Annotated in this window: 18 protein-coding genes; 11 read left to right on the top strand and 7 right to left on the bottom strand. The window is 66.7% G+C overall.

What is annotated here, in order from left to right; translation table 11 throughout:
- Positions 1-21: 21 nt before the first annotated feature.
- Complete coding sequence (locus tag V6F88_RS05630) at positions 22-1,317, top strand: O-acetylhomoserine aminocarboxypropyltransferase/cysteine synthase family protein (protein WP_332608357.1); 1,296 nt, start codon at positions 22-24, stop codon at positions 1,315-1,317.
- Here the strand turns inward: V6F88_RS05630 and V6F88_RS05625 are convergent.
- Positions 1,314-2,264: an AraC family transcriptional regulator gene (locus V6F88_RS05625; protein ID WP_332608356.1), complete on the bottom strand. Its 951-nt coding sequence runs from the start codon at positions 2,262-2,264 to the stop codon at positions 1,314-1,316. The genes V6F88_RS05630 and V6F88_RS05625 overlap by 4 nt on opposite strands.
- Positions 2,265-2,568: 304 nt before the next feature.
- Here V6F88_RS05625 and V6F88_RS05620 point away from each other — a divergent pair, with 304 nt between their 5' ends.
- The 5 genes from V6F88_RS05620 to V6F88_RS05600 all read left to right on the top strand — a co-directional run bounded on the left by V6F88_RS05620 (position 2,569) and on the right by V6F88_RS05600 (position 7,418).
- A complete protein-coding gene (locus tag V6F88_RS05620) occupies positions 2,569-3,123 on the top strand; it encodes a carboxymuconolactone decarboxylase family protein (RefSeq protein WP_332608355.1) in 555 nt (184 codons plus the stop codon).
- Positions 3,120-4,256 (top strand): acyl-CoA dehydrogenase family protein, encoded by a 1,137-nt coding sequence (locus tag V6F88_RS05615; protein WP_332608354.1) that lies wholly within the window; start codon positions 3,120-3,122, stop codon positions 4,254-4,256. The genes V6F88_RS05620 and V6F88_RS05615 overlap by 4 nt, the downstream gene beginning before the upstream one ends.
- A gap of 50 nt (positions 4,257-4,306) precedes the next feature.
- Entirely contained in the window at positions 4,307-5,104 is a 798-nt protein-coding gene (locus tag V6F88_RS05610; RefSeq protein ID WP_332608944.1) for an ABC transporter ATP-binding protein, read from the top strand.
- A 32-nt stretch (positions 5,105-5,136) separates the two neighbouring features.
- Entirely contained in the window at positions 5,137-6,327 is a 1,191-nt protein-coding gene (locus V6F88_RS05605; RefSeq protein ID WP_332608353.1) for an ABC transporter substrate-binding protein, read from the top strand.
- A 290-nt stretch (positions 6,328-6,617) separates the two neighbouring features.
- Positions 6,618-7,418: an ABC transporter permease gene (locus tag V6F88_RS05600; protein ID WP_442880173.1), complete on the top strand. Its 801-nt coding sequence runs from the start codon at positions 6,618-6,620 to the stop codon at positions 7,416-7,418.
- Positions 7,419-7,631: 213 nt separating this feature from the next.
- On the opposite strand, the gene V6F88_RS05595 is transcribed toward V6F88_RS05600, so the two are convergent.
- Positions 7,632-8,201, bottom strand: coding sequence for a surface-adhesin E family protein (locus tag V6F88_RS05595; RefSeq protein WP_332608352.1), 570 nt, complete (start codon positions 8,199-8,201; stop codon positions 7,632-7,634).
- Between the two features lie 144 nt (positions 8,202-8,345).
- Between V6F88_RS05595 and V6F88_RS05590 the strand changes: the two genes are divergently transcribed.
- A complete protein-coding gene (locus V6F88_RS05590) occupies positions 8,346-9,668 on the top strand; it encodes a hypothetical protein (RefSeq protein ID WP_332608351.1) in 1,323 nt (440 codons plus the stop codon).
- A 73-nt stretch (positions 9,669-9,741) separates the two neighbouring features.
- Here V6F88_RS05590 and V6F88_RS05585 read toward each other — a convergent pair whose 3' ends face one another.
- Entirely contained in the window at positions 9,742-10,431 is a 690-nt protein-coding gene (locus V6F88_RS05585) for a GntR family transcriptional regulator (protein ID WP_332608350.1), read from the bottom strand.
- Positions 10,432-10,551: 120 nt separating this feature from the next.
- Here V6F88_RS05585 and araD point away from each other — a divergent pair, with 120 nt between their 5' ends.
- From araD to V6F88_RS05570, 3 genes are all read left to right on the top strand, one after another.
- Positions 10,552-12,282, top strand: coding sequence for an L-arabinonate dehydratase (gene araD, locus V6F88_RS05580; RefSeq protein ID WP_332608349.1), 1,731 nt, complete (start codon positions 10,552-10,554; stop codon positions 12,280-12,282).
- Positions 12,283-12,387: 105 nt separating this feature from the next.
- Entirely contained in the window at positions 12,388-13,098 is a 711-nt protein-coding gene (locus V6F88_RS05575) for a ribonuclease activity regulator RraA (RefSeq protein WP_175129380.1), read from the top strand.
- A gap of 112 nt (positions 13,099-13,210) precedes the next feature.
- The gene (locus V6F88_RS05570) at positions 13,211-14,200 is read left to right on the top strand and encodes a Bug family tripartite tricarboxylate transporter substrate binding protein (RefSeq protein WP_332608348.1); all 990 of its coding nucleotides are present in this window, start codon (positions 13,211-13,213) and stop codon (positions 14,198-14,200) included.
- Between the two features lie 80 nt (positions 14,201-14,280).
- Here the strand turns inward: V6F88_RS05570 and V6F88_RS05565 are convergent, their stop codons facing one another.
- Positions 14,281-15,267 carry a Bug family tripartite tricarboxylate transporter substrate binding protein gene (locus V6F88_RS05565; protein ID WP_332608347.1) on the bottom strand — a complete coding sequence of 329 codons (987 nt, stop codon included), beginning with the start codon at positions 15,265-15,267 and terminating at the stop codon, positions 14,281-14,283.
- A 204-nt stretch (positions 15,268-15,471) separates the two neighbouring features.
- Here V6F88_RS05565 and V6F88_RS05560 point away from each other — a divergent pair, with 204 nt between their 5' ends.
- Entirely contained in the window at positions 15,472-16,371 is a 900-nt protein-coding gene (locus tag V6F88_RS05560; RefSeq protein ID WP_332608346.1) for a LysR family transcriptional regulator, read from the top strand.
- 14 nt (positions 16,372-16,385) lie between these two features.
- Here V6F88_RS05560 and V6F88_RS05555 read toward each other — a convergent pair whose 3' ends face one another.
- The 3 genes from V6F88_RS05555 to V6F88_RS05545 are packed head-to-tail and all read right to left on the bottom strand — an operon-like array spanning position 16,386 to position 19,746.
- Complete coding sequence (locus V6F88_RS05555) at positions 16,386-17,324, bottom strand: hypothetical protein (RefSeq protein WP_442880247.1); 939 nt, start codon at positions 17,322-17,324, stop codon at positions 16,386-16,388.
- 56 nt (positions 17,325-17,380) lie between these two features.
- Positions 17,381-18,172 carry a bestrophin-like domain gene (locus V6F88_RS05550; protein ID WP_332608345.1) on the bottom strand — a complete coding sequence of 264 codons (792 nt, stop codon included), beginning with the start codon at positions 18,170-18,172 and terminating at the stop codon, positions 17,381-17,383.
- Complete coding sequence (locus V6F88_RS05545; protein WP_332608941.1) at positions 18,169-19,746, bottom strand: sensor domain-containing diguanylate cyclase; 1,578 nt, start codon at positions 19,744-19,746, stop codon at positions 18,169-18,171. The genes V6F88_RS05550 and V6F88_RS05545 overlap by 4 nt, the downstream gene beginning before the upstream one ends.
- Positions 19,747-19,792: the final 46 nt, after the last annotated feature.

Raw genomic sequence — 19,792 nt, 5'->3', positions numbered from 1 at the left:
ACGACATCCCTGGAGAGACACATGACTGACCCGAAGAAGCCCAACTGGCGCCTGGAAACCGTGGCCGTGCATGGCGGCTACCGGCCTGATCCGACCACGCGCGCCGTCGCCGTGCCGATCTATCAAACGGTTGCCTACGCGTTCGACGACACGCAGCATGGCGCCGACCTGTTCGACCTGAAGGTGCCGGGCAACATCTATACCCGCATCATGAACCCCACGACCGACGTGCTGGAGCAGCGCGTGGCGGCCCTGGAAGGCGGCATCGCCGCGCTGGCGCTGGCCTCGGGCCAGTCGGCCGTAACCTACGCCATCCTGACCATCGCGGAAGCGGGCGACAACATCATTTCGTCCAGCACGCTGTATGGCGGCACCTACAACCTGTTCGCGCACACGCTGCCGCAATACGGCATCACCACGCGCTTTGCCAGCCCCGGCGACCTGGCCGCCTTCGAAGCGCAGATCGACGACCGCACCAAGGCCATCTTCGCGGAATCGGTCGGCAACCCGCTGGGCAACATCACCGACATCGCCGCGCTGGCCGACGTCGCGCACCGCCATGGCCTGCCGCTGATCGTGGACAACACCGTGCCGTCGCCATACCTGCTGCGCCCCATCGAACACGGCGCCGACATCGTGGTGCAATCGCTGACCAAGTACCTGGGCGGCCACGGCACCAGCCTGGGCGGCGCCATCATCGACTCGGGCAAATTTCCGTGGGCCGAGCACAAGGCCCGCTTCAAGCGGCTGAACGAGCCGGACGTGAGCTACCACGGCGTGGTCTACACCGAGGCGTTCGGCCCGGCTGCCTACATCGGCCGCGCGCGCGTCGTGCCGCTGCGCAACACGGGCGCGGCGATCTCGCCGTTCAACTCGTTCCAGATTTTGCAAGGCATCGAAACGCTGGCGTTGCGCGTGGATCGCATTGTTGAAAACGCGGTCAAGGTCGCCAACTTCCTGCGTGAGCATCCGAAGGTGGAATGGGTGAACTACGCGGGCCTGCCCGACCACCCCGACCACGCGCTGGCGCAGAAGTACCTGGGCGGCAAGGTGCCGGGCCTGTTCACGTTCGGCGTGAAGGGCGGCCGCGACGCCGGTGCGCGCTTCCAGGATGCGCTGCAACTGTTCACGCGGCTGGTCAATATCGGTGATTCCAAGTCGCTGGCGACGCACCCGGCATCCACCACGCACCGCCAGCTGAATCCCGAAGAGCTGCAAAAGGCGGGCGTGCGCGAAGAAACGGTGCGGTTGTCGATCGGCATCGAACACATCGACGACCTGATCGCCGACCTGGAACAAGCGTTGGCGCAGGTCTAAGCGCCGCCCGGCGGGCGCTTGCGCAGGGCCGAGGGCGCAATGCCCTCGGTGCGCTGAAACACCCGGCTGAACGCGGCCTGCGATTGGTACCCCACACGCTCCGCCGCATCCTGTATGCCCATCCCCTGGCTCAGATAGCGACGCGCCACGCGCATGCGCAGCAATTGCAGCAGTTGCGCGGGCGTGGTGCCGCTTTGCAGCGTGAAGCGCCGGTGGAACGTGGCCTTGGACATATGCAGACGGTCGGCCATGTCCTGCATGCTCCAGGGCGCGGCCGGTTGCGCCAGAATGGCTTGCAGCAGGCTGGCCATGGCAGGGTCGCGCGCCAGCACGAACAGCCCATAGGCTTGGCGGTCGTGCAAGGCCAGATGGCGCAGCATGAAGAAGATCAGCAGATCGGTCAGGCGTTCAAGCACCACGGGCGAGCCGCCGGGCGTGGGTGCGCTGGCGGCGGTTTCGGCCAGGATCAGGTCGAACACGCCGCGCGCGGTGCGAAAGCGCTCGTCTTGGGCACGCAGCACCAGGTAATCGGGCAGCGTGTCGGCCAACAAGTCGGCCAGCCCGGGCCGGAATTGGAAGAAGCCGCAAGCAAGACCCGTGCCGTCGGCCTGCCGGGGCAGCAGCGGTTCCATGGCGCGGCACAGCGCCGCGCCGGGCCCGGGCGCGTCAAGCGGCGTCAGCGCATGCGGAATATCCCGCAGGAAAAATATGCCGTCGCCGGCGGCAAGCGTCAGCCTGTCCAGCTCGGCGCCTTGGCCGTCATGCACGGCAACCCGGCAGCGGCCATGCAAAATCAAATGAAAGCTGGCGCGCGCGCGGCCGCTGGTGCTGGCCGACCAATTGCCGCAATACTGGCCCAGGTGATACAAGCTGGATTGCACTTCCAGGCTGGACAGAAGCAGCGCGTCGACAGCGGCTTGATCGGTGGGGGAGGCGTCGTTGGGCAAGATGGGCAGGCGTGGCGGTGGGGGGGTGACTATGGCGGTGCCTGTGGGGCAAGCGGGATCTGATCCGGTTCGGTGACCGTCGCAGTTTCGGCGGATGATGTCGGCTTGGAATCGACACGGTAACCGGACTGCAAGCGGGAGCCGCGTCGGACGCGAACGCGGGTGCGGGTTTGGTTATAAGCGCATAGCTGAAAGTCGATAAGATCTAGCATCAAGTTGCGATCTTCGCGCATTGTCGCTTGTGGCCGGGCGCCCGCACAATACTGTTTTCAACGTTGTCTTGAACGACACCCAGGAGATCTACATGGCCCGTTTGCCCGTCCATACCGCGCAAAGCGCTCCCGAACCCACGCGCGCCGCGCTGGCCGCCGCGGAGCAGGGCGCGGGATACCTGTCCAATCTGCTGGGCGTGCTGGCCAATGCGCCGGTGGCGCTGGAAGCCTATCAAACCCTGTCGCAACTGAACGCGCGCGCCGGCCTTACCTTGCAGGAACGCGAAGTGGTGCAACTGGTGGCGGGCACGCGTCACGGCTGCACGTTTTGCGTGGCGGGCCACACCGCCATCGCCCGCAACAAGGCGCGCCTGTCGCCCGAAGTTGTCGATGCGCTGCGCGCGCAAGGCGTCCTGCCCGACGAACGCCTGCAAGCGCTGGCGGCGTTCACCGAAGCGGTGATCGAAACGCGTGGGCGTGTCAGCGACGACGCACTACAAGCGCTGCGCGATGCCGGTTATACGGACGGCAACGCGCTGGAAGTCATTGTTGGCGTGGGGCTGGCCACCATCTGCAACTTTGGCAATAACCTGGCGCAGACCCCGCTGAACGAGCAGCTGCGCGACTACGCCTGGAGCGGCGCATGACGGCGGCGCAAGCCTTCAGCAACAACGCAGGCCAGCGCGTGCCGGACGATCTGGCCGCGTGGCTGGCCGAACATGCCGACGCCCTGGACGACGGCACCCAGGACGCCGCCAGCGTGTTGCCCAAGCTGGCGCAGGCCGGCATCTTTCGTATCGGCGTGCCGCAAGCGCAGGGCGGGCTGGCCGGCACGGACATCGGTGACGCCATCGAAGCCGTGTCGCAAGTGGCCGAATATTCGGTCGCCAGCGCCTTCGTGGCGTGGGGCCAGCGCGTCTTTATCGAATACCTGTTGCGCAGCCCGAACGAGGGGCTGGCGCAACGCTGGTTGCCCGCGCTGTTGTCGGGCGAACAAGCCGGCGCCACCGCGCTGTCGAACGCGATGAAGTTCTTGTCGGGCATTGAATCGCTGCAAATCAGCGCGCGCGAAGACGATGGCGCCTGGGTGCTGGATGGCCGCATGCCGTGGGTAACCAATCTGCGGCCCCAGGGCTTTCTGGTGGCGGCCGCCGTCAGCGCGCCCGACGGCACGCCGGCGGTGGTGGCGTTGCCGCACGATATCGCGGGGCTGGTGCGCAGCGCGGACCTTTCCCTGATGGCCTTGCAGTCCAGCAATACGGCGGCGCTGGAGGTGCAGGGCGTGCGTATCAAGCCGGAATGGCTGATCCACCCTGACGCGCGCCAATATCTGCCCGGCGCCCGGCCGGCCTTTGCGGGGCTGCAATGCGGCTTGTCTATCGGCCTGGCGCGGCGCGCCTTGCAGACGGCGGCGCAAAGCGGGCAGGGGCAGGCGTCGCGTGGCATCCTGGGCGAACCGCTGGCGGCGTTGGGCGCGCAGGTAAAAGCACTAAGCGCAAGCCTGATCGACGGGGTGCGCAGCGGGCGCTTCGTGACCGAGCCCTGGGCGTTGTTCGAAATCCGCATCGCACTGGCCGAGGCCGCGCAGCAGGCGGTGCAACTGGAACTGCAAGCCAGCGGCGGCGCGGCGTATCTGAAGCCGGCGGGCGCCGGCTTTGCGCGGCGCTGGCGCGAGGCGGCGTTCCTGCCTATCGTCACGCCCAGCCTGGTGCAGTTGAACACCGAATTGGCCAAGCGCCGGGCCAAGCTGGCGGCCGAAGCGGCCGGGGTTACGGCATGACGGCGGGCGAGCCACGGGTGCACCTGACGGCGGACGCGCTGCCGACGCGCATGACGGCGGATGCGCCGCCGGTGTTGCAGGCGCGCGGCCTGGCCCTGCGTTATCCCGCCGCGCCGGCGGCGGTCTTTGAAGCGGTCGACCTGGACCTGGCGCGCGGCGAAGTGGTGGCGGTGCTGGGCGCCAGCGGCGCGGGCAAGTCCAGCCTGCTGCGCGTGCTGGCGGGCCTGCAAGCGGCCACGGCGGGATCGCTGCTGATGGAAGGCGCGCCGCTGACCGGCGTGCACCCGCGCGTGGCGGTGGCGTTTCAAGACCCCAGCCTGTTGCCGTGGCTGTCCCTGGAACGCAATGTGGCGTTCGGGTTGGACTTCAAGCATCAACCGGCGCTGACGGACGCGCAGCGCCGGGCGCGCGTGGATCAGGCCATCGACGAAGTCGGCCTGTCGCATGCGCGCCATCTGCGTCCCGCGCAGTTGTCCGGTGGCATGGCGCAGCGCACCGCCTTGGCGCGTTGCCTGGCGCGCCAGCCGTCGGTGCTGCTGCTGGACGAGCCGTTCGGGGCGCTTGATGAAGTCACGCGCGGCGACATGCAAGTGCTGCTGCGCAAGGTCGTCGCCGACTTCCAGACCGCCGCCGTCCTGATCACCCACGATATCGACGAAGCCCTGGTGTTGGCTGACCGCATCGTGCTGCTGGGCGGCGCGCCCGGCCGTATCCTGGGCACGTGGCAGGTTGACCTGCCACAGCCGCGCGCCGACCTGTTGCCTGAAATGGGCGCGCTGCGCCTTGAAATCCTGACCCGCTTGCGCAGTGCGCTGCGCGCGGGTCATGTTGCGGCTGTACCGGCCTGACCGGATTCCGATTCCCAAGCAAGGAGTGTTTGATGTGCCTGGAACACATGTCGCGTCGCGACTGGTTGAAACTCTCGGCCCTGCTGACGGCAGGTGGCGCAACGTCCTTGCTATCGGCGTTCAACGCCCGCGCGCAGACCGAGCCGGATGCGCCCGTGCGCATCGGCTACCTGCCCATTACCGACGCCGCGCCGCTGCTGGTGGCGCATAACAATGGCTTGTTCGACAAGGCCGGCGTCAAGGCCGAAAAGCCCACGTTGCTGCGCAGCTGGGCGCAAGTGATCGAAGCGTTTATTTCCGGGCAGGTCAACGTGGTGCATCTGCTGTCGCCGATGACCGTGTGGGCGCGCTTTGGCAGCCAGGTGCCGGCCAAGGTCGTGGCATGGAACCACGTGGGCGGGTCGGGCCTGACCGTGGCGCCCGCCGTCAATAGCGTCAAGGAACTGGGCGGCAAGACCGTCGCCATTCCGTTCTGGTATTCCATCCACAACGTCATGCTGCAATACCTGCTGCGCGAAAACGGCCTGACGCCGGTGGCGCGCAAGGACGGGTCGGTGGGCGCCAATGAGGTCAACCTGGTCGTCATGGCGCCGGCCGACATGCCGCCCGCGCTGGCGCAGAACCGCATCGCCGGCTACATCGTGGCCGAGCCGTTCAATGCGCTGGCCGAAACGCTGGGCGTGGGCAAGGTATTGCGCTTTACCGGCGACGTCTGGCGCAACCACGCGTGCTGCGTGGTGTTCATGCACGAGCGCGACCTGGAACAGCGGCCGGCGTGGTCGCAGAAGGTGGTGGACGCCATCGTGCAGGCGCAGCTGTGGATTCGCGATCATCGCGCCGAAACCGCGCAACTGCTGTCCAAGGAAGGCATCAACCGCTACACGCCGCACGCCTTGCCAGCGCTGACGAAGGTGCTGGCGCCGCCCGCGTCCGACCGCGAGCAGTACCTGGCCAGCGGCGCTATCCGCCATGCCGATTGGGATGAGCGGCGCATCGACTTCCAGCCGTATCCGTTTCCCAGCTACACCGAAGAACTGGTGCGCCGCCTGCGCGACACGGTGATCGAGGCCGACCGGGGCTTTCTTGCCGACCTGGACCCGGCGCGCGCGGCGCGCGAGCTGGTGGACGACCGCTACGTCAAGCGCGCCATTGAATCCGTGGGCGGCCTGAGCCGCTTCGGCTTTCCCGACGCCTACAGCCGGACTGAAATGGTGCAGGCGTGACGGCACGGGAATCGCTTGCCGGCGGGGCGGTGGACGGTATGGCAAAAACGGCACAACCGGCACAAGCGGCGCAAGCGGCACAACCGGCACAAGCGGCACAAGCGGCACAAGCGGCACAACCGGCTCAACCGGCTCAACCGGCTCAACCGGCTCAACCGGCACAAGCGGCACAAGCGGCACAAGCGGCACAACCGACACAAGCGGCACAAACCGGGCACACCGGGCACACCGGGCACACCGGGCACACCGGGCACACCGGGCACACCGGGCAAGCGCCACAACCGCCGTCCGTGACGTCCACGACGCGGGCCGCGCGGACGGGTCGCGCCGGCGCGACGGCCCTAGGCCTGGGCGCGCGATGCGCGCTGGGCCTGGGGGGCCTGGCGGCGCTGCTGGCGCTGTGGTGGTTGGGCACGGACGTGCTGTCGCCGGCCGGCGGCATGGCGCGGCGTTTTTCGCCCGGCGCCACGTTCATCAGCCTGGCCGAATTGCTGACGGCGTCCGACCTGCCGATGCACATCCTGGTCAGCCTGCGGCGCATCGGCGTGGGCCTGGGGTTTGCGCTGGCCATCGGCGTGCCGCTGGGCCTGGCAATCGGCAGTTGGCGCCGCCTGGAAGCCACGGTGTCGCCCGCCATGCAGTTCTTGCGGATGATCTCGCCCTTGTCGTGGATGCCGATTGCCGTGATGGTGTTCGGCGTGGGCGACGATCCGGTGTATTTCCTGCTGACCTTCGCTGCCGTCTGGCCCATCGTGCTGAACACGGCGGCCGGCGTGCAGCAGTTGGACCCGCGCTGGTTACAGCTGGCGCAAAGCGTGGCGGCCACGCGTTGGGAGACCTTGCGCAGCGTGATCCTGCCGGGCGTGCTGGGCCACATCCTGACGGGCGTGCGCCTGGCCATCGGCATTTTGTGGATCGTGCTGGTGCCGTGCGAGATGCTGGGCGTGTCGGCGGGGATGGGGTATTTCATCCTGGACACGCGTGACCGGCTGGCCTATTCCGAGCTGATGGCGATGGTGCTGATGATAGGCGTGCTGGGTTTTCTGCTGGACGCGGCGGCGCGCGGCTTGTATCGCTACTGGCGCGGCTAGGGCCGGCTAGGGCGCAAGCCGGGCGCAGGAAGGGCGCAAGCCGGGCGCAGGTAGGGCGCAGGTAGGGCGCAGGTAGGGCGCAGGTAGGGCGCAGGTAGGGCGCAAGCCGGGCGCAGGTAGGGCGCAAGCCGGGCGCAGGTAGGGCGCAGATAGGGCGCGAGCAGAGCGAAGTTCGTGATGCCGCTGCGCGGCAAGTTCGGCGCTCGGCGCCCGTCACTTGCGCGCGTTCTTGCCCGGCGTCGGGCAGACCACGCCGCGCAGCTTGCGTTGCACCGGGTCGCGCGCGACCGGTGCATTGTGGATGCCCGCCACGGGTATCGATTCCACCAGCGCGCCGGTGGCGTTGTTGCCGGCGTAATGCTGGGTCTGCGTCACGGTGTAGGTGTTGGCGCTGCAATTCAAGATGATGGGTTGCGAGACCGACGCGTACGGCTGGCCGTTGGTCTCCGACACGCGCGGCTGCGCGTAGAACCAGGCCACGGTCACCGCCATCACCACCGGCCGGTCGGACATGGGCGCGATGGATGCGCTGTCGTAGAACACACCGGGCATGGCTTGCGGATCCAGCGGCGTCCAGACCGGGTCGCCGCCAAAGGTCATGCCGGATACGCCCAGGTCGCGCGGCACGATGTTGACGGCGCAGGCGTCGGCGGGGATGGGATCGCCTTCGCGTACCGTCACCGCCGCGCAGACATCGGGCGCGAGGGCCTGTGCGGGCTGCCCCCAGGCCGCTGCCCCGAAAACAAGCAGCGCGAGGGTAAACGGGGCAAGCCTTGCAATCATGTGCGGGTTCCGTGTATGGCCGGTGCGGCGTAAGAGTATGTCACGCCAGTATAGAGAACGTTGCGCAACGCGCTATAGTTTCGCCCATTCTCTAAATACCCCTGACCAAATGGTTGGTCTTCATCCCCAGTATGTGTTGTCGCCATGAACCTTAGACTGCTTGCCGGCGGCGCCGCGATCGCCGTCGCGGCGGTCCTGGGCTATGGCATCTATCAGCTGGTGCCGATGGGCCAGCCGCTGACCCGCAGCGAAGTCATCGGCGAGTTGAACGGCTTGCCGCTAGCCGCGTCCTCGCGCGTGACGCTGCAACGGTTCGGTGAACGCCAACTATTGATTGGCCAGCGCCTGGTCGGCGCCAAAGACCTTGCCAGCCTGGAACGCGCGCCGCTGCTGGACGCGCAACTGCCCGGCTACGACGCGCGCCAGCCGCCGCCGTGGCAGTTGGCCGACACGCGTAATCTGATCTATGGCGGGCAGGGCACCGGCGTGTTCGAGCTGCTGGGGTCGGTTCGCGGGGATACCGGCGTCAGCGTGATCGGGGCGCCGGGTGGCGGCACGCTGTATCTGGTCACCGCCGCGCCGGCTTTGACCGGGCGGGGCGACCCCCCGGCCGGTTGGGACACGCTGCGTTCAGATGATCTGGGCAAGAGCTGGACATACGCACCCGACATCATTCTGGGCGGCAGCCGGCAGTACACCGTATTCCTGACCAGCCAGCGCGTCATCGCGCTGGAACGCCACGAGTCCGGGCAGCGCCTGCTGGTCAGCGAAGACGGCGCCCGCCACTGGGCAGCCACGCGGCTGGACGAACAAGTCTGGCCCGACGCCAGCGCGTTTGATCGCGCCTTTCGCGAAGCGGCCGAACGCCCCGGCAACCCGCGCGCGGACGACCAACTGGCTTATGACTGGTCCCTTTATCCGCTGGACGATAAGCACGCCGTGGGCTGGAGTTGGCGCACGCGGGTCAGCCTGAACGCGTCCAACAGCAATGAAGTGCTGGAAACGCGGCGCTTTGAAGTGGAATTCCAGGACGGCGCGCCGCCCGGCTTTCGCGTCACGCAGGGCGTACCGCCCGTGCCCGCGCCAGCCCCGGACGACCTCTACACGCGCGACCAGGCCGTGTTTGAAACCCAGGGCGACGCCATTTATGAACTGGACAAAGCCGACCGGTCATGGCGGCGCCGGGCCGAATCGCCCAGCGTGCAAGGCACGCCAAGCTGGATCGGCGACGCCTGGTTCGGCCCCAACGCCTGGGTCATCAAGACCTACGCCGACCATTTGCTGTCGTTCAACGAATACACCAAGACGTATTTCTACACGCGCGACCAAGGCAAGACCTGGCGCCCGTTTCAAATGCCGCAGGACGTGGAAACCGGTCTGATCGGGCTGGACTTGTCCGGCGACGGCCTGTTGTCACTGGCCGAGCGCGACGGCAAGACGGTGATCCGGCGGTATCCGCTGGACTAGGCGCCGGCCCCGCCGCGTTGGCAATCGGGCCGCGGCACCGGCGCCGCTGCGCTACCGCCTTGCGCCCGTGTCGTTATTGCTCCAGCACGTATTCCGGATACCGCTTGCATATCTCGGCCACCTGACTCAGCGTGCCGGACAGATGCTCGCGCAGCACGCGCTGCGCGCCGGCCGGGTCCTGCGCCACGATGGCGTCCAGCAGGCGTTGATGGTCGTCCATGATGCGTTCCGCCTTGCCCGCCTCGGGCAGGTGCAGGCGGCGCAGACGGTCCAGGTGCCCGCTGTAGCGCTGTTCCAGTTCCCACAGGTTGTGCACGCCCGCGGCCGTATGCATGTCGCGGTGAAACGCCTGATCGGCGTTGATGAATTGCTGGTATTGCCCGCTGGCGTGGCTGGCGTGCTGCAAGTCGATGCTGGCTTGCAGGCGCTGGTGCAGGATGGGGTCGGGCCGCTGCGCCAGCAAGTACACGATTTCAAGCTCCAGCGACTGGCGTAGAAAATGCGCCTGGCGGGCAGCCGGAATATCGATGCGGCTGACCACCGTGGTGTGCTGCGGATAGATTTCCACCAGCGCTTCTTCGGCCAGCCGCATCAGCGCGTCGCGAATCGGCGTCTGGCTCAGGCCATACGTTTCCGCCAGCGTCACGCGGGACAGGGGCGCGCCGGGGGCGAGTTCCAGCGACACGATCTGTTCGCGTAGATGTTCGAAGACCTGGGGCGCCGCGTGGCGCGAACGGTCCAGTCTTAGCTTGGGGGTTTGCATCGCGGATCTGGCGGGGTACGGGGTAAAGCCCGCAGTGTAGCGGGTTTCCACCTAGCTGACGCACTAATGTATTAGTGTTTAAATGGCCCCATCCCCACCACGCCTTTCTTTTATTCGCCCATGAAACGTACCTACGAAAGTCTGCGCAGCGCCGCCTGGATGGCCAAGGACGACCTGCGTTCGTTCGGCCACCGTTCACGCATGATGCAGATGGGCTACGGCCCCGATGACTGGGTCGGCCGGCCCATCATTGCCATCATCAACACCTGGTCGGACCTGAACCCCTGTCACAGCCACTTCAAGCAGCGCGTCGAAGACGTCAAGCGCGGCGTGTTCCAGGCGGGCGGCTTTCCGGTCGAGCTGCCGGCGATTTCGGTGTCGGAATCGTTCGTCAAACCCACCACCATGCTGTATCGCAACTTCCTGGCCATGGAAACCGAAGAGCTGCTGCGCAGCCACCCGGTCGATGGCGCGGTGCTGATGGGCGGCTGCGACAAGACCACCCCGGGCCTGTTGATGGGCGCCATTAGCGCCGGTCTGCCGTGTGTGTACGTGCCCGCCGGCCCCATGCTGCGCGGCAACTGGAAGGGCAAGATCCTGGGCTCGGGCTCGGACGCCTGGAAGCTCTGGGACGAACGCCGCGCCGGTAAGATCACGCAAGAACAATGGACCGAGGTGGAAGGCGGCATCGCGCGCAGCTACGGCACCTGCATGACGATGGGCACGGCCAGCACCATGACGGCCATTGCGGAAGCCATCGGCATGACGCTGCCCGGCGCCTCGTCGATTCCGGCGGCCGACGTCAACCACATGCGCATGTCGTCCGAATGCGGCCGCCGCGTGGTCGAGATGGTGTGGGACGACCTGACCCCGCAGCGCATCCTGAACATGGCCTCGTTCAAGAACGCCATCAACGTGGCCATGGCCATGGGCTGCTCGACCAACGCCATCATCCACCTGGTGGCCATGTCGCGGCGCGCGGGCCACGCCGTCGGGCTGGAAGACTTTGACGCCGCCAGCCGCAAGGTGCCCGTCATCGCCAACATCCGGCCCAGCGGCGACACCTACCTGATGGAAGACTTTTATTACGCCGGCGGCCTGCCCGCGTTGATGACGCGCCTGGAAGGGCACCTGGACCTGTCGGCCATGACGGTCACGGGCAAGACGCTGGGCGAGAACATCGCGGGCGCCGAGGTCTACAACGACGACGTGATCCGCAAGCTGGACACCGCTATCTACGACGAAGGCGCGCTGGCGGTCTTGCGCGGCAACATCGCGCCGGACGGCTGCGTCATCAAGCCCAGCGCCTGCGCCCCGCAGTTCTTGCAGCACACCGGCCCCGCGCTGGTGTTCGACGACTACCCCAGCATGAAGGCGGCGGTCGATGACGAGAACCTGGACGTCACGCCCGAACACATCATGATCCTGCGCAACGCCGGCCCGCAAGGCGGCCCGGGCATGCCGGAATGGGGCATGCTGCCGATCCCGACCAAGCTGGTCAAGCAGGGCGTGCGCGACATGCTGCGCCTGTCGGACGCTCGCATGAGCGGCACGAGCTACGGCGCCTGCATCCTGCACGCGGCGCCCGAGTCCTACGTGGGCGGCCCGCTGGCGTTCGTCAAGACGGGTGACCTGATCACCGTCGACGTGCCGGCGCGCAGCATCCACCTGAACATCAGCGACGAAGAATTGGCCGCGCGCCGCGCCGCCTGGACGCCGCCGCCCAAGCGCTATGAACGCGGCTACGGCTGGATGTATTCCAAGCACATCCTGCAAGCCAACGACGGCTGCGATTTTGATTTCCTGGAAACCGAGTTCGGCGCACCCGTGCCCGAACCCGAAATCTTCTAAGCGCAACGGCGGGCCTTTGCCCGCCGCGTAGTGCCTTGTTCCGCCACGCCTTTTCGTCTTCGTTTTTTGTTGTCCGCATTTTGACCCGGAGCCATCGTGTCCCAAATGAATCCCGAAACCCGTGCCCGCCTGTCCGGCATCAGCACGGCCACCTTGTGCACGGCGCTGTTCAAGCGCGGCCTGCGCAACCAGTTCATCCAGGATGTGCGTCCGCTGAACGCCAACCTGCCCAACATGGTCGGCCCGGCGTTCACGCTGCGCTACATCCCGGCCCGTGAAGACCTGAACACCATCAAGGTGTTCGAAGACCGCTCGCACCCGCAGCGCGTGGCCGTTGAGACCTGCCCGGAAGGCGCGGTGCTGGTCATGGACAGCCGCAAGGACGCGCGCGCCGCGTCCGCCGGCTCCATCCTGGTGACGCGGCTGATGAAGCGCGGCGTGGCCGGCGTGGTGACCGACGGCGGCTTTCGGGATTCACCGGAGATCGCCGAGCTGGGCTTTGCCGCGTATCACCAGCGCCCCTCGGCACCCACCAACCTGACCTTGCACCAGGCGCTGGACATCAACGCGCCCATCGGTTGTGGCGACGTGGCTGTGTGGCCGGGCGATATCGTCGTGGGCGACCGCGAGGGCGTGGTGGTGATCCCCGCGCATCTGGCCGATGAAATCTCGATTGAAGCCGTGGAAATGACCGCGTTCGAAGACTTCGTAACCAGCCAGGTGCAACAGGGCGCGTCCATCCTGGGCCTGTACCCGCCCACCGACCCGGGCACGAAAGACAAATTCGCCGCGTGGCGCAAAGAGCAGGGTCGGTAACGCGACAGGCCGACAAGCCGAACCATCAAGTCAAGGCCACCGAGCCTTGCCGCCGGCCACGCGGCCGGCGACCCCATACCTATAAGCAATAAGTCAAGGCAGGAGACAAACCATGAACATGCAACGACGCAGTGCGTTGGCCGCGCTGCTGGCGGGCGCCGTCCTCGGCACGCTGGCCGCACCGGCAAGCGCCGCCGACTGGCCCGCGCAAAAGCCGATTTCCTATGTGGTGCCCTTCACCGTGGGCGGGTCCACCGACGTGGTCGGCCGCGTGCTGGCCCAGAAGCTGGGCGACCGCCTGCACCAGAACGTGATCGTCGAAAACAAACCCGGCGCGGCCGGCGGCATCGGCGCCACATATGTGGCCAAGGCGGCGCCCGACGGCTACACCTTGTTCGGCGGCACCATCAGCACGCACGCCATCAACGCCAGCCTGTACAAGAACTTGAAGTACGACCCGGTCAAGGATTTCGAACCCGTTTCGCTGATCGCGTACCTGCCCAACGTGTTGCTGGTGGACCCGAACCTGGGCGTGAATTCGGTGGCCGATTTGATCGCGCTGCTCAAGCGCGACCCCGCCAAGCGCACGTTCGCCTCGTCCGGCGCGGGCACGTCCACCCACCTGGCGGGCGAATTGTTTTCCAGCATGATCGGCGTGCCGCTGACGCACGTGCCGTACAAGGGCACGCCGCCGGCCATGGTCGATGTGTCGTCGGGCGCCGTGACCTTCATGTTCGACCAGATGACCGCCGCGCTGCCGCTCTTGCAAACGGGCAAGCTCAAGCTGCTGGCCGTCACCACCAAGGACCGCATTTCGCTGGCGCCCAACGTGCCAACCATGCAGGAAGCCGGCGTGCCGGGCTTCCAGATGGCGTCCTGGCAGGCGGTCTACGCGCCCAAGGGCACGCCCAAGCCGATCCTGGACAAGCTGGCGGCCGAGATTGCCATCATCCTGAAAGAGCCCGACGTGCAGGAAAAGCTGGGCAAGACCATGGGCATGGAACTGGTCGGCAGCACGCCTGACCAGCTGCGCGCCTTGATGGCCACCGAGATTCCGCGCTGGGCGGAAGTGGTGAAAAAATCCGGAGCGACGGTGGAATAAGCCATTTGCTCGGATGGCAAAACGCCCACGGACGCGACAAGCGGCGTGGGCGTTTTGTTTTGGGCGGGACGCGGCCCCGTTCAGTTGATCTTGATATTGCGTTCCTTCACCAACGTCTTCCACTGCGCCGTTTCCTTGGCCAGGTGGTCGCGCAACGCGTCCGGGGTGCTGCCGATCGACTCCGCGCCGATGGAATCCAGGGTCGCCTTCACCTTCGGTTCAGCCAGCGCGTGGCGCATGGCTTCGTTCAATTTCGCCACCACCTCGGGCGTGGTGCCGGCCGGCGCAAAAGCCGCAAACCACGGCATCAGTTCATAGCCCGCCACGCCCGCCTCTTGCAGCGTGGGCACATCGGGCAGGGCGGCCGAGCGCTTGGCGGTCGTGACGCCCAGCGCGCGCAGCTTGCCGCTGGCAATGTGCGGCTTGGCCGACGTGATGCTGTCGAACATATAGTCCACCTGGCCGCCCAGCAAGTCGGCAACGGCGGGGCCGCTGCCCTTGTACGGCACGTGCAGCATGTCCACGCCGGTCATCGACACGAACAGTTCCCCCGCCAGGTGAATCGATGTGCCGACCCCCGCCGAGGCGTAGGTGTAGTGGTTGGGCTGCGCGCGGGCTTTCGTGATGACGTCCTGCACGCTGGTCGCGCCCGTGCGCGCCGGGTTGGTCACCAACACGTTGGGCACGACCGCCAGCAACGAGATCGGCGCAAAGTCCTTGATGGGGTCGTAGTTCAGGTCCGCGTACAGCGCGGGGTTGACCGCCATGCCGTTGGCCACGATCAGGATCGTGTAACCGTCCGGTTTGGCGCGCGCCACGCCGGCCGCACCGATGTTGCCGCCCGCGCCCGCGCGGTTTTCCACGATGACCGAGGTATTGAGCTGCTTGCTCATCGATTCGCCCAGCGTGCGCGCGATGCTGTCCATGGCGCCGCCGGGCGGGAACGGCACCACCCACTTGATGGGATGGTCGGGGTAGCTGTCAGCCAGCGCGGCGGACGCGCCGCCCATCAGCGACAGGGCCACGACGGCGCGGGCTAAGGGTTTGATCACATGGCGCAGGCGCATGGTTGTCTCCGTGATGCTTGGTTTATTCAGGACGCGCTCTTGTCCGGTGGCGCGGCTTTGGTTTCGTGTGGGGCAATGCCCCGTGTGCTGGATTCATACTTTTCCAGCCGAAGGGCCAGCAATTTGCGCAGTATGGCTTGTGCTTTTCCTTGGCGTCCAAGACTATATGGGTTTCCATTCATACCTTTCCAGTCTAGGTGTCCCATGCAGCTCAGGCACTTGCGTTATTTCCAGGCCGTGGCCGAAGAGGGCAGCTTCACGCGCGCCGCCGCGCGATTGCATATCGCCCAACCGCCCCTTAGTCGGCAGATCCGCCAGTTTGAAGACGAGCTGGGCGTGGTGCTGTTCGAACGCACCACGCGCGCGCTGCGCTTGACCGAAGCCGGCCGGTTCTTGCTGGAACAGTCACGGCTGTTGACGGCGCGCCTGGAAGAAGTGCTGGAAGGCACGCGCCGCCTGGGCCAGACCCAGCGCCGCTGGTTCGGCATCGGGTTTGTGCCGTCGACGCTGTATGGCTTTGTGCCGGAACTGATCCGCCAGTTGCGCAGCGCCGACCCCCAAGTGGAAGTGGGCCTGACCGAGATGACCAGCCTGCCGCAGATCGAAGCGCTGAAGGCGGGGCGGATCGACCTGGGCATCGGCCGCATCCTGCTGGACGACCCGGCCATCGAACGCCGGGTGCTGATGACCGAACCGCTGATGGCCGCCGTGCCCTTGCATCACCCGCTGGCCGGCCTGACCAGCGTATCCGTTGACCGCCTGGCGCAAGAGCCCTTCGTGCTGTATCCCGCGCGCCCACGCCCCAACTTCGCCGATCACGTGCTGGGCCTGTTTCGCGCGGGCGGCCACGCGCTGCAAGTCGTGCAAGAGGCCAACGAATTGCAGACGGCGATCGGCCTGGTGGCGGCGGGCCTGGGCGTGTCCGTGGTGCCGGCGTCGGTTCAGCGTTTGCAGCGTCAGGACGTGGTGCACGTGCGCATCGAGGGCGATGGCTTTGTGTCGCCCGTGATCGCCAGCTATCGCAAGGACGACGGGTCGGAGTTCCTGGCGCATGCGCTTGAATTGGCGCAGTCGTTGGCCCTGGATAGCGTGGCGGCTGCGTAGCCGCCTTGCGCGCGTCAGAAGCTGACCGCCAGCCCGACGGAGAACCCCGACACGTTGGTGCCGAACACATAACGGCCTACCAGACGGGTGCGGGTGATGATGACGTCGTACGCGCTGGAGTCCAGCTCCAGCCCGGCGCCCACCGACGTCAGCCGGTCAAACCCCAGCACCCCGCGCTGGTCGCCCAGGAATTCCGAGTGCGTCAGCTCCAGCACATAGCGCAGCGGGCGTTGCAGCATGGTGAGGCCCGTGGGCGCCCGGTAGCGCGCCCACAGGTTGGCGGATTGCGCGATGGCGTTGCCTTGGACGGCGGCCGAACTGGCAAAGCTCTTCAGGCGGATGTCCGAATAGCGCAACTCCACGTCCACTTCGTAGCCCGGCCGGTAATGTTCGTAGTCCAGCATCAAGGATCCGCCCAGGCCGTAGGCGTTCAGCGATCCGCGATCCAGGAAGGTGACGTCCTTGTCCGTCTGGCGGCCCACGTACCAGCTTGCCGCGCGCAGGTCGCTGGTGACGTTGCCCAGCGCGATGTTGAAGATCGGCCGCAGCTTCAGCTCATCGGTCAGCTTGAAGTCCCAACCGATGCCGCCGGTGGCCGACAGGCTGTTCCATTTGGTGGGGATATTGCGCGTTTCGGTGCCCTGGGTGGCCACAAAGGTGGGGTCGTAGCGGCTGCCGGCCAGCACGCCTTCCAGATAGATCGGCACGGAATCGGAAATGGTGTCGCCGCCACCCAGCTGCGTCATGAAGAATTCGGTGGACCCGGACGTCGAGCCGCCTTTGCTGCCAATAGACAGCGAACTGGTGGTGATGTCGGGCACGATGGAAAACGACATCAGGGCCAGCACCCCGTTGGCGCGTTTTTGCAGGTCGTCCTGGCTCAGGCGCAGTGTTTGCGCGGCGGCGTCCGGCGCGGCCCCGCAGCTGGCCGCCGCAACGACGCAGGCCGACACGCCGGCACGCAAGCGCGGCGCGCGAATCTTGGGCGCGCGAATGACGGTCGCGCGAATCACGGGCGCGCTCCGGATGGCTCGCCGCCCATCGCCTGGCGCTGCGCCATCAACAGAACGTCGCTTTGGTCGATGCGTATCACGCCGATGCGCGGAAATTCAAAGTCGACAATGATGTACAGCGCCGCCGTCATGACCAGCGCATAGATGATCTGGTGCAGCAGCGTGTCGCGATGCGCGGTGGCCAGGTTCAGACCGATCAGGCAGGCGCACACCAGTGCCAGGAACCCCAGGAACACATACGTCATCGCGGGCGGATGCACCTTTTGCGCCACCGTTTGCGCGGTGGACACGTCGAACATGTCGTTGACCGCGCCGATGTACGACGCCGCGAACGGCGGCACCGCGTTCCTGGCGGCCGACATCGACGTCTTCCATATTTCGTTCTGCAAGGCGGACGCCTTGGCCGCGATGGCGTCGCGCTGATTCAGGTCGGCCACGTGCCGGTAGTAGTTGATGCGCTCGTCCACATAGCGGCGAAACTGGTCGCGCAGCGGCGGCTGGTCGGGCGCGTTCAGCATGTCGATGCGCAGCCAGGCGGTGCCGATGGCGTTGACCTCTTGCACCAGCAGGTTGCGGCGATCGGCCATGCGCTGGGCCGCGCCCGAAAACGTGAAGGCGATCAGCAAGCCCAGCAGCGCGAATACCGACGCTTCGATCGCCGCCGACCCGGCACGGCTTTTCTCGTCCATGTCGTGCCGATGGCCCAGGTAGCGGCCGACGCGGATCGCGCCAAGCAGAAGAAAGAAAAATACGGCTGCACACAATGCAAGAATCAATGAATAGCTCACGTTGCCACCTTGCCTTCGGGGTTGGTTGTCTGGACGTGCCGGGTATTCCATCGGGTAACGCGGTTGCGCCCGTTTTGTTTGGACGCGTACAAAGCCTGGTCGGCGCAGGTAACGGCGGCTTGGGCCGATGGCGCGTCTTGCGGCCACAAGGCCAGCCCCACGGACACCGTCACCTGGCCCACGCCGGGCGGCATGTCGGTGCGCGCAACGCCGGCGCGGATGCGCTCGGCCGCGGCCAGGGCCACGGCCTCGGTGGCGTCCGGAACGATCACCACGAATTCCTCGCCGCCCACCCGAAACGGCCGGTCTTGCTGGCGCACGCTGGCGCTCAAGGTGCGCGCCAGCGCGATCAGGACCCGGTCGCCAGTGGGGTGGCCGTGGGTGTCGTTGATCTGCTTGAAATGATCGACGTCCAGCGCAATGATCGCGAAAGCGGTGCCGGCGGCCACCCGTTCATCCAGCCGCAACCGCATGGCGCGGCGGTTCATCAGACCCGTCATCGGGTCCGTCAGCGATTCGGTATTCAGCCTGCCCACTTCGTGCCGGTGCTGCGCCAGCCTGTCCGCCAGCGCGGTGCGCAAGGCATCCGCCTCGGCGTACCAGGCGCGTGGCCCGTTGGACGTCAGCCCCGGGGAGTCGGCCGCGACGGGGGTGGCCAGCGCGCGGGTCAGGCGAGTCAGCGGGCGGGCGATGGCGTAGGCCAGGGCGCTGACCGCGATCAGGGTCAGCAACACGGTCGGGATGGCCAGCCGCAACGATTCGTAGAGCAGCGCCTTCAATGGCGACAGCGCGTGGTCCAACGGCCGCTGCACGACCACCGCCCATTTGCCTTTGCCCAGAGGCGCATAGCCGGTCAACAGGACATGGCCGTCCGCGTCTGTCACCTGGGCCGAGCCGGGCGCCGTCATGGTCGGCGTGCCGGCGGGCGTATTGCCGGGCACGATGGCCAGCGGCGTGTTGGCGTCGCGGCTGTAAAGCGCCTGGCCCGCGCTGTTCACCAGATACACCTGTGTGCCGTCGTCGTATGGATGCTGGCCGATTAGCTTGTCGATCTGGCTGCCGCGTTCCAGGATCACCACGGCCGCAAGCGCGCCACCATCGGGAAGGGGATTCACCAGCGTCAGCGTCGCGTGCCCGCCGTCGGGCTGGCAGCAGGGCCGGACCCATTCCCCGATGCGACGTTCCGTAACGCGCAGATCGTCCAGGCTATGGATGGCGGCCAGCGCGTTGGGGCTGTTGGCGCCGCGCGCCGTAACCGTGCCCTGCGCGTCGGCCAGCAGTATGGTGGAAACCCCTTCGATTCTTGAGGCCAGGCGGGCAAGTTCGGTTTGCCGGGCCGCCCCGGACAGGTCGCCGGCGGTAAACGCGTCGGCGCCCACGTCCAGCTGGCGGTGGACGGCGGCAAGGTACAGGGTGATGACTTCGGAAAGTTTCTGGGCGTACGCCCGGTTCGATTCCAGCGCGTTGCGCACGGCTTGCGCCTTCTGGACCTGATAACCGGCGACCAACGCGTTGGCGAAGCCCACCGCTACGCTGAGCACGGCCAGCGCAATCAAGACCGCCAGCAAGCTCACTTTCCTTTGTGTCGCCATGTCGTTGGACAGTCCTGGTCTGCTGCCG

It is taken from the genome of Achromobacter sp. ESBL13 (genome assembly GCF_036668755.1).
GTDB lineage: Bacteria > Pseudomonadota > Gammaproteobacteria > Burkholderiales > Burkholderiaceae_B > Achromobacter.
Note: the sequence above shows the minus strand (reverse complement) of the source record. Positions and strands in the feature narration are given on the sequence as shown.

Excerpts from the sequence above, each read along its gene's own strand:
- V6F88_RS05630 (WP_332608357.1), top strand. The coding sequence starts at position 22 with ATGACTGACCCGAAGAAGCCCAACTGGCGCCTGGAAACCGTGGCCGTG.
- V6F88_RS05620 (WP_332608355.1), top strand. The coding sequence starts at position 2,569 with ATGGCCCGTTTGCCCGTCCATACCGCGCAAAGCGCTCCCGAACCCACG.
- V6F88_RS05615 (WP_332608354.1), top strand. The coding sequence starts at position 3,120 with ATGACGGCGGCGCAAGCCTTCAGCAACAACGCAGGCCAGCGCGTGCCG.
- V6F88_RS05610 (WP_332608944.1), top strand. The coding sequence starts at position 4,307 with ATGACGGCGGATGCGCCGCCGGTGTTGCAGGCGCGCGGCCTGGCCCTG.
- V6F88_RS05605 (WP_332608353.1), top strand. The coding sequence starts at position 5,137 with ATGTGCCTGGAACACATGTCGCGTCGCGACTGGTTGAAACTCTCGGCC.
- V6F88_RS05595 (WP_332608352.1), bottom strand. The coding sequence starts at position 8,201 with ATGATTGCAAGGCTTGCCCCGTTTACCCTCGCGCTGCTTGTTTTCGGG.
- V6F88_RS05590 (WP_332608351.1), top strand. The coding sequence starts at position 8,346 with ATGAACCTTAGACTGCTTGCCGGCGGCGCCGCGATCGCCGTCGCGGCG.
- V6F88_RS05585 (WP_332608350.1), bottom strand. The coding sequence starts at position 10,431 with ATGCAAACCCCCAAGCTAAGACTGGACCGTTCGCGCCACGCGGCGCCC.
- araD (WP_332608349.1), top strand. The coding sequence starts at position 10,552 with ATGAAACGTACCTACGAAAGTCTGCGCAGCGCCGCCTGGATGGCCAAG.
- V6F88_RS05575 (WP_175129380.1), top strand. The coding sequence starts at position 12,388 with ATGAATCCCGAAACCCGTGCCCGCCTGTCCGGCATCAGCACGGCCACC.
- V6F88_RS05570 (WP_332608348.1), top strand. The coding sequence starts at position 13,211 with ATGAACATGCAACGACGCAGTGCGTTGGCCGCGCTGCTGGCGGGCGCC.
- V6F88_RS05565 (WP_332608347.1), bottom strand. The coding sequence starts at position 15,267 with ATGCGCCTGCGCCATGTGATCAAACCCTTAGCCCGCGCCGTCGTGGCC.
- V6F88_RS05560 (WP_332608346.1), top strand. The coding sequence starts at position 15,472 with ATGCAGCTCAGGCACTTGCGTTATTTCCAGGCCGTGGCCGAAGAGGGC.